Origin of the sequence: Desulfococcus multivorans (assembly GCF_001854245.1) — a bacterium.
Classification (GTDB): domain Bacteria; phylum Desulfobacterota; class Desulfobacteria; order Desulfobacterales; family Desulfococcaceae; genus Desulfococcus; species Desulfococcus multivorans.
The window spans coordinates 2612922-2628233 of record NZ_CP015381.1; the positions used below are offsets into that span (position 1 = coordinate 2612922).

General features: G+C 55.4%; 13 protein-coding genes. 10 read left to right on the forward strand and 3 right to left on the reverse strand.

The window, feature by feature from the left end; translation table 11 throughout:
• Positions 1-34 precede the first annotated feature (34 nt).
• Positions 35-289 carry a hypothetical protein gene (locus dmul_RS11445; protein ID WP_020875144.1) on the reverse strand — a complete coding sequence of 85 codons (255 nt, stop codon included), beginning with the start codon at positions 287-289 and terminating at the stop codon, positions 35-37.
• 328 nt (positions 290-617) lie between these two features.
• Here dmul_RS11445 and efpL point away from each other — a divergent pair, with 328 nt between their 5' ends.
• Positions 618-1190, forward strand: a complete 573-nt coding sequence (gene efpL / locus dmul_RS11450; RefSeq protein WP_020875145.1) for an elongation factor P-like protein EfpL — start codon at positions 618-620, stop codon at positions 1188-1190.
• A 100-nt stretch (positions 1191-1290) separates the two neighbouring features.
• Here efpL and dmul_RS11455 read toward each other — a convergent pair whose 3' ends face one another.
• Positions 1291-1491, reverse strand: a complete 201-nt coding sequence (locus tag dmul_RS11455; protein WP_020875146.1) for a cold-shock protein — start codon at positions 1489-1491, stop codon at positions 1291-1293.
• Between the two features lie 358 nt (positions 1492-1849).
• Between dmul_RS11455 and dmul_RS11460 the strand changes: the two genes are divergently transcribed.
• Together dmul_RS11460 and dmul_RS11465 are read left to right on the forward strand one after the other, a co-directional pair.
• Positions 1850-2854: an ornithine cyclodeaminase family protein gene (locus dmul_RS11460; protein ID WP_020875147.1), complete on the forward strand. Its 1005-nt coding sequence runs from the start codon at positions 1850-1852 to the stop codon at positions 2852-2854.
• A 20-nt stretch (positions 2855-2874) separates the two neighbouring features.
• Entirely contained in the window at positions 2875-3633 is a 759-nt protein-coding gene (locus dmul_RS11465; protein WP_020875148.1) for an arginyltransferase, read from the forward strand.
• Here dmul_RS11465 and dmul_RS11470 read toward each other — a convergent pair.
• A complete protein-coding gene (locus tag dmul_RS11470; RefSeq protein ID WP_144016493.1) occupies positions 3600-4979 on the reverse strand; it encodes a DEAD/DEAH box helicase in 1380 nt (459 codons plus the stop codon). The genes dmul_RS11465 and dmul_RS11470 overlap by 34 nt on opposite strands.
• Before the next feature lie 409 nt (positions 4980-5388).
• Here dmul_RS11470 and dmul_RS11475 point away from each other — a divergent pair, with 409 nt between their 5' ends.
• The 7 genes from dmul_RS11475 (at position 5389) to topA (ending at position 15275) form a co-directional block, all read left to right on the forward strand.
• Positions 5389-6933: an Rne/Rng family ribonuclease gene (locus tag dmul_RS11475; RefSeq protein ID WP_020875150.1), complete on the forward strand. Its 1545-nt coding sequence runs from the start codon at positions 5389-5391 to the stop codon at positions 6931-6933.
• Positions 6934-7004: 71 nt separating this feature from the next.
• The gene (locus dmul_RS11480; RefSeq protein ID WP_020875151.1) at positions 7005-8453 is read left to right on the forward strand and encodes a peptide chain release factor 1; all 1449 of its coding nucleotides are present in this window, start codon (positions 7005-7007) and stop codon (positions 8451-8453) included.
• 139 nt (positions 8454-8592) lie between these two features.
• Positions 8593-8964, forward strand: coding sequence for a preprotein translocase subunit YajC (yajC, locus tag dmul_RS11485; protein WP_020875152.1), 372 nt, complete (start codon positions 8593-8595; stop codon positions 8962-8964).
• Between the two features lie 152 nt (positions 8965-9116).
• The gene (gene secD / locus dmul_RS11490) at positions 9117-10691 is read left to right on the forward strand and encodes a protein translocase subunit SecD (protein ID WP_020875153.1); all 1575 of its coding nucleotides are present in this window, start codon (positions 9117-9119) and stop codon (positions 10689-10691) included.
• 62 nt (positions 10692-10753) lie between these two features.
• The gene (gene secF / locus dmul_RS11495) at positions 10754-11794 is read left to right on the forward strand and encodes a protein translocase subunit SecF (protein WP_020875154.1); all 1041 of its coding nucleotides are present in this window, start codon (positions 10754-10756) and stop codon (positions 11792-11794) included.
• Positions 11767-12978 (forward strand): DNA-processing protein DprA, encoded by a 1212-nt coding sequence (gene dprA, locus dmul_RS11500; RefSeq protein ID WP_020875155.1) that lies wholly within the window; start codon positions 11767-11769, stop codon positions 12976-12978. Before secF ends, dprA begins: the two co-directional genes overlap by 28 nt.
• The gene (topA, locus tag dmul_RS11505; protein WP_020875156.1) at positions 12975-15275 is read left to right on the forward strand and encodes a type I DNA topoisomerase; all 2301 of its coding nucleotides are present in this window, start codon (positions 12975-12977) and stop codon (positions 15273-15275) included. Before dprA ends, topA begins: the two co-directional genes overlap by 4 nt.
• Positions 15276-15312: the final 37 nt, after the last annotated feature.

A 15312-nucleotide genomic window follows, 5' to 3' on the forward strand; every position in this document is an offset into this window, starting at 1 on the left:
CCGGAGCGACCTGCTGGTTCAAGCATCGAATGGTTCAGGGGCGTCTGTCCCCCAGAATCCATTTTTTCAGGGCCCGGGTAATCCAGCGGCCCAACGGCGCTGCGGCGACATATCCGATGACGGCGATCATGAAAAACAGCACCACTCCGCCGGCCGCCCCCAGGTCCTGAGGCCGAATCCGGGGAACCACAACCCATGCGGCGATGAGACCTGTGATAATCTGCCAGGTGTCCGGCAGGAAGAGCACATAAAAGAAGATGTAACCGAAACGCCATTGTCTTTTTCGCAAAACAACACCTCTTGATCGTCATGATTTGGAGACTGACTGGAGGTACCCTATAGCAGTTCCGGAAGTTTCATGCAATTCCACTTCGACGCCCGCTGAAATTGTCATCCCGCCGGCATTCCGAACGCCTCGTTCCCGATCTGCGAGAAGAGAACCCTTGCGAAGCCTCGTCAAAATGGGCTATAAATTCGCGATCAGCCGACGGGAAGCGTCGGTCGGTCGACCCGTTTCACCGAAGGAAGGCACTGAAACGGCATCTCCCTTGAATCGCCGCCGGAAAGCGCCGGTCGGCAAAACCGAAGCCATAAGATGAAACCCAGGAGACGACTCAATGATCAAGGCGAACACCCTGAAGAAGGGAAATATCGTGGATATCGGCGGCCAGCCCCATCAGGTCAAGGATATGGAAGTCCAAACCCCCTCGGCCCGGGGCAGCAACACGCTCTACAAGGTCCGGTTCACCAATGTGGTCACCGGACAGAAGCTGGATCAGACCTTCAAAGGTAACGACACCCTGGAAGAACTGGAGATGGAGCGCCGTCCCGTCAGCTTCATTTTTCGAAATCAGGACATGTATACCTTCATGGACAGCGAGAATTTCGAACAGTACACGCTGGGGGAAGCGAGCCTGGAGGGAAAGACGGAATGGCTCGTGGAAGGCCTGGAGGAGATCACGGCCCTGTTGTTGAACGGTCGCGTCATGGCCGTCGAACTGCCGGCATCCATCGACCTTGAGATCGTCGATACCGCTCCGGCCCTCAAAGGCGCTTCAGCCACCAACCGCAACAAGCCCGCGACCCTTTCAAACGGGATGACGGTTCTCGTTCCCGAATACCTCACCCCAGGAGAGATGATTCGGGTTAACACCGAAACCGGAAAGTTCATGTCCAGGGTCAAATCGTAATGCGGCTCGAACCGCATACCGTTAAGCCTGGCAGATCATTAAAAAGGGACATCCGCTGAAGCGGATGTCCCTTTTTTAAACTATGTATGCGGCCGGAGCGTTAAACGACCGTCACGTTCACGGCGGCAGGTCCTTTTTGGCCCTGCTCGATGTCAAAGGTGACCCTGTCGCCCTCATCAAGGGATTTGAAGCCGCTTGCATTGATCCCTGAATGGTGAACAAATACATCCGGTCCGTTTTCCTGTTCGATGAATCCATAACCCTTGCTGCTGTTAAACCATTTTACAATTCCATCAGCCATCGTGGTAAATCCTCCATGTTAAAAAATTTTTTTCCGGGTTCCAAACTTCAGGCTACCACTTTGACAAATGGACCTTTCCTTTAGAACGAAACCGGCCCGTCAACCGCGACCGGGCCCTTACTAATGATCGTTATACTATCATATTCAAGGAAAAAATCAAGATTATTTTTAAAATATCGGAAATTTATTTCCAGCCGTAGAATTGCGTCACGCTAAAAAATTGACAGACGGCCGTCATTCCTTTACACAGATGGAAAGGGCGCCATTGAAGGGCCGAGTGTCCCCGGGTTTGAAAATGAAGCCGTACCGTTTGAAGAAAGAAAAACCGAAAAGCCGTACGCCGGGAAAGGAATCGAGAATGAAGGTGTTGATAGCGAATCGGGAGGAGACCACCAGACTGATGCCCATGGATGCCTGTATCGATAGCATGGAAGACGCCCTCAGGCTTCTCGACCAAGGCGACGCCGTTATGCCGTTGCGACAGATGCTCGCCCTGCCCGACAGCAAGAACATCCTGGCACTGATGCCCGCCCACCTTGGCGGCATCGGATCGGTAGGCGTGAAGGTGATCACCATCTTTCCGGGAAATCACGGCACGGAATACGACAGCCATCAGGGTGCCGTGCTGCTCTTTGACACCGAACACGGTCGTCTCCAGGCCATCGTGGACGGAACGGCCGTCACGGCGATCCGGACGGCCGCCGTCAGTGGGGCGGCCACCCGTCATCTCGCCCGCCCCGATGCGAGCGACCTCGCCATTATCGGCTCGGGCACTCAGGCCGGAACCCATCTGGAGGCCATGCTGACGGTCCGGGAGATCCGACGGATTCGCATTTTCAGCCGCTCGACAGCGAGAGCAGATGCCTTTGCCGCCACGGCGGAAAAAAAATTCGGACGAGCCGTCGAGGTGATAAAAACGGCGAAGGCCGCCGTTGAAGGCGCCGACATCATCTGTACCACCACCGCCGCTCACGCGCCTGTCGTCATGGGGGATTGGATTTCTCCAGGCGCCCATATCAATGCCGTCGGCGCCTATCAACCCCATACACGGGAACTGGATACGGCTGCCGTGGCAGGCGCCCGGCTCTATGTCGACCGCCTCGAGTCGGCTCTCCGGGAGGCCGGCGAATTCATCATTCCCAGAAACGAGGGCGTCATCGACACAAACCATATCATCGGTGAACTCGGAGCGTTGCTGTCGGGACGGATCCCCGGGAGACAATCCCCCAGAGACATCACGCTGTTCAAATCTCTCGGCATCGCCGTCGAGGACCTGGCTGCGGCCCGTCTCATCCTGGATCAGGCCCTTAAAAAGAACATCGGCACCTTTGTGGATTTCGGCGGCGGGGAATCGGCGGCATAACCGGAGGCCGGATCAGGCATATGGCAAACCCCACGACAGTTTCAGGTCCGAAGGACCGCCAACTCTGCCGCATGACGGAGACCCGGCGGACGTGTTCCTATCTTCCCGAAAAATTCGCCGCACTGGAATACCGCCTCATCGCAGGTGCGACATCCGAAACCTGTGGACGGCTTGTGGCCCGGGGATGGCGTCGGTTCGGCATCTCCTTCTTTCGCCCCGCATGCGAAGACTGTACTGAATGCCGCAGCCTTCGTGTCGTCGTGGACCGATTTCGACCCTCCAAAAGTCAGCGTCGTTGTATAGCCCGAAACCTGAAAGTCGGAGCAGTTCTCAAACAACCCGGGATCAGCCGCGAACACGTACAACTCTACAATGCGTATCACGAGGACATGCATCATCGCCGCGGATGGCCTTACCGCCCCATAGAGACTCGGGAATATTTCGAATCCTTTGTCATGGGCGCCGGCGACTTCGGGCATGAGATCGCATATTACAAGGATACGCGTCTCGTCGGCATCGGGCTGGTGGACATCCTCCCCGGGGGAATTTCCAGCGTTTACTTCTATCATGACCCCGCCTGGCGACACTGCGGACCGGGTACTTTTTCGATTCTCCGGGAAATCCAATTGGCGAAAACGATGGGTATTCCCCACCTGTATCTCGGTTACTGCATCCGGGGGAACCCATCCATGAGCTACAAATCCCGGTTTGTCCCTCATGAAATTCTCGATCCCCGAACGAAGGGTCACCCATCTCCGTCCTGGCGCCCTCCCGCATAAACCCGCTGCCGGGCGAGCGCCGCCGCTGCAAGCGGTCCCACCGCCGAATCCACATAGTCATAGACACGAGCCCTGGTTTTGCCCGGCGCCGGCCGTAAAACACGGCCCAGGTATTGGAGAAGGCGCCCGCTGAACCTGACAGGAGTGGCGATGAATAAGGTTGCAAGATCCCTGCAGTCGAATCCCTCGCCCACCAGTTGACCGGTGGCCACCAGCACCCGGACCTCGCCGGCTCCAATGCCCTCGAGCACCGCCTTTCGCTGCCGAGGCGGAACATCCCCGGTCAGGAGCGCCGCTTCGATTTTATACCGATACCGCAGCAGCGACTGGAGGACCTCGCAGTGCCGTTTCCGATCCGAGAGCACCAGACAAACCCCCTGCCCCTTCAGGGCTTCCGCCGCCACATCCGCCGCGATGAGGTGATTCCGTCTGTCGTCTGCGGTAAGTTCGGACAGCATCTTCGCATATTCGCGGACCGGATCGTGATAGGGCGAGAAAGCGGTCTCCCGGACCACCACGTCGGCCGCCAGGATGTGGCCGCCTGCCACCAGATCTTCTTTTTCGATGACGTGGTGGACATCGCCAAGATACCAGAAGATCAGCTTGGAGAGCTTGTCCCGCCGCCAGGGAGTCGCCGTAAGCCCCAGCATGAAACGCGCATCGAAGGCGGAGACCGCATCCGTGAAGGTGCGGCTGGGGGTTCGATGGCACTCGTCTACGATAAGGAATCCCGTGTTCGGCGAAACCTCACGGCAGCACTTGCAGAGGGACTGGATCAGCGCCACGGTTACCGGCCTGCCCATCTGTTTTTTTCCCGCACCGATAAGCCCGATGTCGTTTTCGGCCACATCCAGAAACCGTTTGATGCGCTCGATCCACTGAAAAGCGAGTTCCCGGTTGTGCACCACCACCAGCGACGGCTGCCGCCGCCGGGCCATCATATAGAGGGCGATAACGGTCTTCCCGCTGCCCGTCGGGGCCGAAAGAACCCCGAACTCCTTTTTCAGCATCCGCTCCGCGGCCTCTTGCTGAAAAGGTTTGAGGACTCCGTTGAATACCAGCGCCGTTTCTCCAAATGAGCGCCGTCGGTCATCGATCTCACAGGGCACTCCCGCCCGTCGACACATCAGAAGGAGCTGGCGGACAAACCCCCGCGGGACGACGAGGTCGCCCCGGCGGGTTTTCTCATAGGCTCTCACGTACTTGGGCGTATCGCCGTTCCACCGGCCCATCCGTTCGTTTTCCGCCCACCGGGGGTTGAGAAAATTGAGTCGGCGCTTGATCTCGCCTTCGACGTCCTCCGGCACGTTCGACAGGATCAATTGATTGGCAATCAATATGTTCATGCTGACATTCTCTTCTTCCATCTCAACTTTCATAGGCCGGTGCTTTCCGGTCAACATCATGAAAATCGAAAGTTGAATTCCATGTTGAAAGCCCCGCTCTGCTTTCCAGGGAAGATCCGGTGGGTCCCGCTGAAAGTTCGGGATCAGGGCTTGCGAATCCCGTGGAATGCGGTGTGATTGAACAATAAGCCGCAGGAACGGGAAATGAAACGCTGCGCAGATATCGAAGTTCTGCGGGATCGTTATGATTGGCACTCTTCCCGGCGCCGGTCAATAAAGAATTTGTTTGACTTGTACGATCTAATTGCCTATTCAATCATGGAATTATCATCGGCATGAACCGATAGATCCATGGACCTCCCGATAATGATTTTGGCAAGGCCTGGCGATGACGGCATATTGAGAGCATATGTCGACGAAGGAGGTCGCCGTCAAAATCACTATCCGGAAGTCTATACAATTCATCTTCGAGAAGGGACAGACACCACGCCATATGAGCAGCAAAATCCTTATCAACGCCGTTGATCACGACGAATGCCGCATTGCCAAGGTTACGGACAGCAAACTGGAAGAGTTCAATATAGAAAACGCGGCCAGGGAGATCACCCACGGCAATATCTACAAAGGCATCATCACCCGGATCGAGCCCGGGCTTCAATCCGTATTTGTAGATTACGGCGCCGAACGGCACGGCTTTCTTCAAAAGCATGAAATTCACAGTGACTATTTCCAGGACAATCGTACCGGAGAGGATTCCATCAGCAATCTCGTTCGGCGGGGACAGGAACTCCTGGTTCAGGTGACCAAGGACCCCATCCTCAACAAGGGGGCCATGCTGACAACTTTCATCTCCCTGCCGGGACGTTACATCGTCCTGATGCCCGGAAGCAAGAACAAGGGCATTTCCCGGAAGATCGAGGACGAAGAGGAACGCAATCGCCTTAAAGAACTCCTCGGCATGCTCAAAATCCCGGACGGTTTCGGTCTCATTATTCGAACGGCCGGGGCAAGCTGCACCAAAACCCGCCTGGCGAAAGACCTCAGGTATCTCCTCACGCTCTGGAAAAACATCAACAAGAAAGGTATCGGCGAAAGCGCGCCTGCCCTGCTTTACAAGGAGCGTCATCTCGTCCTCCGCTCCATCCGGGATTCCTTCACCCACGATGTGAAGGAGATCCTCGTCGACACGGAATCGGTCTATCAGGAAATCAAAGATTTCATCCATATCATCTCGCCCAAGCATACCCGAATCGTAAAGCTCTACAAAGGGGACAAACCCATCTTTACCAAATATGAGCTGGAAGACCAGATTGCGTCCATTTACGAAAACCGGGTCGATCTGAAATCCGGCGGTTCCATCGTCATCGATCCTACCGAAGCGCTGGTCGCCATTGACGTCAACTCCGGGAAAAGCACCCAGAAACGCTCCATCGAGCAGACAGCGTTCTCCACCAACATCGAGGCCGCCGAGGAGATCGCGCGTCAGTTGAGACTCAGGGATCTGGGGGGGCTGATCGTCATCGATTTCATCGACATGCGGGAGTCCAAGCACAAACTGGAGGTAGAGCGGAACCTCAAATCTTTCATCAAACTGGACAAGGCCCGCATCAAGGTCGGACGGATTTCCCGTTTCGGCCTTCTCGAGATGTCCCGGCAGCGGATCCGCCCCTCCATCGAGTTCGGCAATTTCCAACCCTGTAAATATTGCGGTGGAAAGGGGCAGTTGCCTTCAACGGAAATGCTGGGGCTCAACATTCTGCGAAGACTGCAACTGGAAACATTGAAACAGGGAATCACCCGCGTCAAGGGCGTCGTACCTCTTGACGTCGCCGATTATCTGCTGAATAAGAAGAGAAGGGAGATTCTCGACCTGGAGGTTCGCCGCGACATCAGCATTCTCATAGAGGGGGATGCGGCCATGCTTCCCAAAGAGAGCACGATTACCAGCGAGTGATACGCTGCGTCGGGAGCGGATTCCGACCCTGGAATGAGCATGGAACGCGGTTTTTTGAAAGAGGGGGGCTTATGTCGAACTATCAGAGCGGCAGTAATCGAACATTCAAGATAATCCTCATACTGACCATTCTTCTGGTATTGGCGGTGGGCATCGGATGGTTCTGGTGGATGCAAAAAACCCATGCCCCGGCAACAACGCCCCTTCCGCCCCATTCTTCCCAAACCGTCCCGGAGGGTGAATCGCCGTCCGCGGGAATGGCGTTGGATTCCGTCGAGACAACGCAATCGCCGGGCCCCGTCGTTCACTACGACATCACCGACGATGAGTTCAAAAAGCTGATGTCCGAGAGAAAAGCCCAATTCGGACTGAAAGACAGCGTCGACATGATTGTCGAATCGGGCGAGACCCTCGAGGTCGGCGGAATCTCGCTTTCCATGGAGGAGATTCTCGAAAAAATCCGGATCAAGAGTGGAACGATATCGGAATCGGATCTGGGCCCCACCCTCTCCACCCTGAACGAAAAGGAGCGGATCGACCGCCTTTATACCCAGCTCAGAGAGAGCGAAAAACGCTTTGAGGCGTTGGAAGATGAACTCGAAAAAGCATCGCCGGATACACCTGATCTGGCGAAAAAGCTCAAGGAACACGAAAGCCTCCGAGAGGTGGTAAACGACTACCATGCGTACCGCAGCGCTCTTTCGGCGATTCGCGAATGGGAACTCGTCCGGAAACGCAGGGAATCAGGAGGAAACCCGGCTGAAGAAGCGGCCGTTCTGACCTTGCAGAAAACAGACCTCGAACGCCGCCTGACTGCTGGGATGGAATTCCCGGCGACGGATCCGGCGGTGGAAGACCGGCTGCTTGAGATTCTGAACGAATCCCGAACCCGATTGAAAGAAATCGATGAAGCCCTTACCGAAATCAAGGATCTGGCCGCCGCACCGACTCTCGTCCGGGAACGGACCGAGCTCGTCGATCGGATCACCGCGCTGGAAACATACGAAACCGTGCTCAACAGAATCGACAAACTTGAGACCTTTTCGACGATGACGGATGCCGAGGCAACGGCAAACATCGATGCAATATTGCAGGACCTTCACGTCACAGCCGACGAATTGGAGGATCGTCTGACGGATCGGCTGGTTCCCGATGCAAAAACCGAGGTCTACGGCATCTACATCGTCCGCCCCGGCGACAACATCTGGAATATCCATTTTCAATTTCTGAAGGAAAACTTCGCATCCAGAGGTATCCTCCTGTCCCCCGTCGCCGACGAACCCAACGAAAGGGGCGTCAGTTCAGGGGTGGGGAAAATTCTGAAATTCGCGGAGGGGATGGTTTACATCTACAACCTTCGTGAGCGCCGCCTTTCGGACAACGTCAACATCATTCAGCCCATGACCAAGATCATCGTTTTCAATATGGCCAAGGCCATCGATTTAATCAAGAAAATCGAGCGGGATGATATCAAGCGCATTCAGTTCGACGGGGAAACGCTCTGGCTGCCCGCAGAATAAAGGCCGGCATGGGCGTGCGCAAGGGAAAAAAATGGAAACCATTTGACGAACGTGGATATTTAAAGTATATGTGCGCCGTTTTGTTTACAAGAATCGGTCATTTGGAATTAAACTATATATTTTTTCAAGGAGGTTTGTTGTGATCGATATCGCTTATGCAATGGCCCCGCCTGCCGGCGGCGGCTCCGGAGGGGCCGGCGGGTTCGCCTCTTTCGTCCCCCTGATATTGATGTTCGTGATCTTCTATTTCCTGTTGATTCGTCCCCAACAGAAAAAGGCGAAGCAGCATCGCGAGATGGTCAATAATTTAAAAAAAGGCGACCGGATCATGACCAACGGAGGTCTTTACGGCCGAATCGTCGGTCTGGACGGAGACGCCATATCCCTCGAGATTGCCGATAAAGTCCGGGTCAAAATCAATCGGGGTTATGTCGGGTCCCTGCTTCAGGATACACCCCAAAAGCAGTCGAACAAAAACGACAAAGATTCCGACGATCTAAAATCCAAATAGATAGAGTATCCTCTTTAAAACCCCGTTTTAAATCGAGATGATTTTCGTTGTCCATCTCGTTTATCGGGGTTTTTCGCTATTGGTCAGTGGATTGCCCCCATCCTCGTTTGCCGGATGCATTGACCAAATCCACTCGTGAAAGGAACGGATCATTGAAGAACATCTCATGGAGGCTGATAATCGTTGGCATCGTCCTGACGGCTGCGGTCGTTTATCTTCTCCCGACAATCGCACCGGGTATGTGGCCACACAAACAGATCAATCTCGGGCTGGATCTCCAAGGCGGCATGCACCTCGTTCTCGAGGTCGATACGGATAAGGCCGTCGAAGGCACCGTAGGTCGTCTGACCCAGGAAATTCGAGACGCCCTCAAAAGCGAGCGGCTCAGATACACCCGGCTCGATCGGGTCGAGGGAAACGTCATCGTCCTCTCGATCCCGTCGACCGAGGATGAAAAAGTCAATGCCGTCCTGGACGGTGAGTTTCCCGAGCTGCGAATGATAGCGACATCCCGGGAAAACGATGCCGTCACATTGAGGATGGATTTGCCGGAAAAGGAAGTCGAGGGCATCAAGACCATGGCCGTGGCCCAGGCTCTGGAGACCATCCGGAACCGGATCGATCAGTTCGGCGTGAGCGAACCGGATATCCGGAATCAGGGTGAGAATCGTATCCTCATCCAACTTCCCGGCATTCGAGACACCCAACGGGCCAAAGAGTTGATCGGGCGAACCGCACAGCTGGAGTTCAAGCTTCTGGACGAGGTAAACACGCCCCAGGATTATGTCGATAAAACGCCTCCTCCGGGAACCGAGCTGTTGTGGCAGATCGACCGGGATCCCAATACCCGTCGGGAGATCAAGACCCCCTTTCTGGTCAAGAAAAACGCGGTGCTGACCGGCGCTTACCTGACCGATGCCCGGGTCCAGATCGATTCCCAGTACAACGAACCCTATGTTTCCATCAATTTTGATCGCAAGGGTGCACGAATATTCGAAAAGATCAGCGGCGAAAACGTCAGGAAGCGGCTGGCCATCGTGTTGGACGACAAGGTTTACTCGGCGCCGGTCATTCAGGAACGGATCAGCGGCGGCGAAGCCCGCATCACCGGTAATTTCACCGCGGAGGAGGCCAGGGATCTGGCCATCGTTCTGCGGGCGGGCGCACTTCCCGCCCCCGTAAAAGTGATGGAAGAACGCACCGTCGGGCCGTCCCTGGGCTCGGACTCCATTCGTAAGGGGCTTTTTTCCATGATCGTGGGCAGCATCCTGGTGGTGATCTTCATGGTCGTTTATTACAACATGTCCGGGCTCATCGCCGATCTCGCGCTCATTCTCAACATCGTGTTCATTGCGGCAGGGCTTGCCGTCTTTCAGGCGACGCTGACAATGCCGGGCATTGCGGGGATCATCCTGACCATCGGCATGGCCGTGGATGCCAACGTCCTCATCTTCGAACGCATCCGGGAAGAGCTGCGGATCGGCAAAACACAGCATTCGGCCGTCAACGCGGGCTACGACCGCGCCACCCTGACCATCATGGACGCCAATGTGACGACCCTCATCGCCGCCTTGGTTCTGTTTCAGTTCGGTACCGGCCCCGTCAAGGGATTTGCCGTCACCCTAAGCCTGGGAGTGATCTCAAGTCTCTTTACGGCGCTTTTCGTGACGAAAATCGTTTTCGATTATCTGCTCGTCAACCGCCGGGTCAAAAAAATCAGCATATGAATTCCGGGCGTGTAATCGGCAAGCCTTACTGGACCGAACCCATCAACCGAGGATAACGAACCATGCAGTTTATCAAATCCGACATCAATTTCGACTTTATCGGCAGAAGGAACATCGCATACTGCATCTCCGGTGTACTGCTGCTGTTGAGCATCGCCACCCTTCTTTTCCACGGCGGCCCCAAATACGGCATCGATTTTGCCGGTGGCACGGTCATTCAGGTCAAATTCGACAGCGCCGTCACTGCGGCTTCGATCAGAAAAGGGCTGGAAGAGATCGGCATCACGCAACCGACGGTTCAGGTTTTCGGAGAGGCGCAAGACCATGAGTTCCTCATCCGGAGCGATGTTTCCGAAGAAGTCTCGGAGGAGTTGCAGAACCGGATCGGAGAGACCTTGAAAACCGCCACGGGAAGCGATGTCGAGATCCGACGCGTGGAGATGGTGGGTCCGCAGGTGGGCAAGGACTTGCGGGAAAAAGCGCTTTTCGCCATGTTTTACGCCCTGCTGTTCATCACCATCTACATTTCGGGCCGATTCGAGCTCAAATGGGTACAGTCCGGGATCATGGTGGCCGTCCTCATCGGTGCGGTCTACCTGCTATCTCTTCTTAAAGTGAGCATCCCTTTTCTGATCTTGTCGGCCCTGATCGTCAGCCTGGTGCTGTTCTGGTTCCTGCAGTTCAAATACGCCATGGGCGCCATCGTGGCGCTGATCCATGACGTCACCATTACCGTGGGCGTATTCTCTCTGTTCGACAAAGAGTTTTCTCTCCCGATTATCGCAGCCCTTCTGACCATCATCGGGTATTCCCTCAACGACACCATCATCGTCTTTGACCGCATCCGGGAAAACCTTAAAAAAATCAGCAAAAATTCTCTGGATATCATCATTAATCAAAGCATCAACGAGACCCTTTCCCGGACGATCCTGACCTCCTCAACCACGCTGGTCGTGGTATTGGCGCTCTTTTTTCTGGGCGGCGGCATCATTCACGATTTCGCTTTCGCGCTGATCATCGGCATCGGTATCGGCACCTATTCGTCCATCTTCATTGCCAGTCCGATTCTTCTGGCATGGCAGAAAGCCGTCGGGAAACGATAGGCGCGAAGGGCTCGAAGACGTTGGATCCGTTGGCATCCGAATCCTTGAACAGTCTGACCGCCTGGTTCAGATTGCGAAGCGTTCCAGGGGTCGGCAACTATCTGTTCAAACGGCTCGTAGATCGATTCGGTTCACCAGACGAGGTCTTTCAGGCCGCTATCGAGGTACTTCAGTCGGTCGACGGCGTCTCACGGCGCCTGGCAGTCGCCATCAAGGCTCATCCTCTGACGGAGGCCGTCAAAAAAGAACTTGCACTGTTAAAACGAAGTGCTTACTCCATTATTACGATGAACGACCCGGACTATCCGGGTCTTTTACTTGAAATCCCCGATCCGCCTCCGTTTCTGTATGTCTATGGAGACCTGGGCGACGGCATGCACAACATCGCCGTAGTCGGGTCGCGCAGCGCCACGGCTTACGGCCGCGCCACAGCGCGGAAACTCTGCTCGGAAATAGCCTCGGCCGGCTTCACCGTCGTCAGCGGCCTGGCCCTGGGCATCGATACGGCCGCCCATGAGGGTGCTCTGGCGGCCGGGGGAAAAACCATAGCCGTTCTGGGAACCGGTCTCGACCAGGTTTATCCGGCGGCGAATCGGCATCTATGTCACCAAATCGCCAGGTCCGGAGCGGTTATCACCGAATTTCCTCTCAAAGCGGGCCCTGATGCACATCATTTCCCTGTCCGGAACAGAATCATCAGCGGTATCTCCCTGGGAACCGTCGTCGTGGAGGCGGCCCGGAAAAGCGGGTCGCTGATCACCGCCCGACTGGCCGCGGAGCAAAACCGCGAGGTTTTCGCGGTCCCCGGCAGTGTGCATTCGACAAAGAGTGTCGGCACCCACTTTCTCATCAAACAGGGGGCGAAGCTGGTGGAAACCGTGGACGATATCTTCGAAGAATTCCCCACCGCCGTAACGCACGCGACGGCGGGCTCTTCGACATTGGGGACGGAACGATCTCAAGACCCGCTCCTTTCCGCCGAGGAGCGGCGGGTCATATCGGCCCTCGGGCCCTATCCGATTCATATCGACGCCCTGGTTCGAAGTCTCGACATGGATGCGGGAAAGCTTTCGGCCGTTTTGATGCAAATGGAATTGAAGGGCCTTGTGGTCCAGGCACCGGGAAAAATGTTTTTAATCGAATCAGATACCCTAAACAGCGTTAATGAAAAGCGTCAAGGATGAATGCGGTGAGCAGTAAACCACTTGTTGTCGTCGAATCTCCGACCAAGGTCAAAACCATCAAAAAATATCTGGGCAGCAACTACAACGTTGCCGCAACCGTCGGTCACATCAAGGATCTGCCTTCCAAGGAAATGGGCATAGACATCGAAAAGGATTTTCAGCCCCAGTACCGGGTTATTCCAGGCAAACAGAAGGTGATCTCTTCCTTGAAAAAGGAGGCCGGGGATGCCGAAGATATCTATCTGGCCCCCGACCCGGACCGGGAGGGCGAAGCCATTGCATGGCATACGGCCGAAGTGCTCAAAAAGAAGGGCCGCCGTTTTCATCGGGTCCTGTTTCACGAATTGACGGAAACCGGTATCCGCGAGGCCATGAAATCGCCTGAAGCCCTGAACGACAACAAATATCATGCCCAGAAGGCACGACGGATTCTCGACCGGCTGGTGGGATATCAGATATCTCCGCTCTTGTGGCGTAAGGTCAAAAACGGTCTGAGCGCGGGACGCGTCCAGTCGGTCGCCGTCCGCATTATCTGCGAACGGGAAAAAGCGATTCAGGTTTTCAGGCCTGAGGAGTATTGGACCATCACCGCCCGCTTATCGGCCGATACGCCGCCCCCCTTCACGGCAAAACTGGCGAAAAAGGACGGTCGGAAGCTGACCATCCCCGACGAAGCCTCGGCGGAAGCGATTCTGTCGGAGCTGGCGGGGCAGCAGATCGTCGTGGAGAAGGTCCTCCGAAAAACGACGCGGCGAAACCCGCTTCCACCTTTCACCACAAGCAAACTCCAGCAGGACGCCATACGAAAGCTGAGATTCTCGGCCAAGAAAACCATGATGGTGGCCCAACAGTTGTATGAAGGCATCGAACTGGCCTCCGGAGAACCGACGGGCGTCATCACCTACATGAGGACCGATTCCACACGGATCGCCGCTGAAGCCGCGGAAGAAGCGCTGAAGCTGATACGGGAACAATTCGGCGAGGCTTACGCCATCCAGCGGCCCCGATTCTTCAAAAATCGCAAAAAGGTCCAGGATGCCCACGAGGCAATCCGTCCCACCTCGGTACATCATACGCCTGACAGCGTCAAATCTTACCTGAATCAAGACCAACTTGCGCTTTATACGCTGATCTGGAAACGATTCGTGGCCTCCCAGATGCAGCCCGCCCTCATCGACAACACCTCACTGACCATCCGTATCGGCGCTTACCAGTTCAAAGCCAGCGGCTCAACCGTGAAATTTCCGGGATTCATGGTGCTTTACCAGGCGGCCGAGGACAATGACCGTCCCGAGCCGGACAAGACAATCCTGCCGGACCTTCCCGAAGGGACAGTGCTCAATCTCGACGGATACGATCCCAAACAACATTTTACCCAACCGCCGCCAAGGTTCTCCGAAGCCTCCCTGGTCAAGGAACTGGAAGAAAACGGCATCGGTCGGCCCAGCACCTATGCCGCCATTCTCTCAACCATCCAGGAGAAGGGGTATGTGGAGAAACAGAAAGGATATTTTCGTCCCAGCGAACTGGGTCTCATCGTCAACGATCTCGTGGTCAAGAGCTTCCCGGATATTTTTAATGTGGAGTTCACCGCAAAGATGGAGGATGATCTGGATCGTGTTGAAGCAGCTGAAATCGATGCCAAAATGATTCTTCATGATTTCTACGCGCCCTTCTCCTCCGAGTTGGAAGCCGCCGACCAGAGCATGCTCAGCATGAAAGGCGTAGGTGCCTCCACCGGCATCAAATGTCCCCAGTGCGGCAGCGAACTCCATATCAAAGTCGGTAAAAACGGTCCATTCCTTGCCTGCAGCAGCTATCCCGAGTGCAATTTCAGTCGGGATTACACCCGCGACGAAAAGGGCAACATCCAGATCATCGAACCCGTCTCCGAGGATGCCGTCGACAAGGCTTGCGAGAAATGCGGAAAACCCATGGTCATCAAGCGCGGGCGTTACGGCACCTTCCTGGCCTGCAGCGGCTACCCCGAGTGCAAGTATACCCAGTCCGCCAGCACGGACGTCGGGGGACAGTCCACCGGCGTCAAATGCCCGGAAGAAGGGTGTACCGGTGAACTGGTCGAACGGCGGTCCAAGCGGGGAAAGGTTTTCTATGGGTGCAGCCGCTTCCCGGATTGCAAATATGCCATCTGGGATAAACCCGTCAATCGTTCCTGCCCTCAGTGCGGTGCGCAATTCATGGTCGAAAAAACTACAAAGAAAGACGGTACGTTTCTGATGTGTCTCAACCCCGCCTGCGGCTTCAGAAACACTGGCGGCGATGACGAGGCATCGTGAAAAGACCGCAATTCACCCGAATCGAACAAAAAAGTTG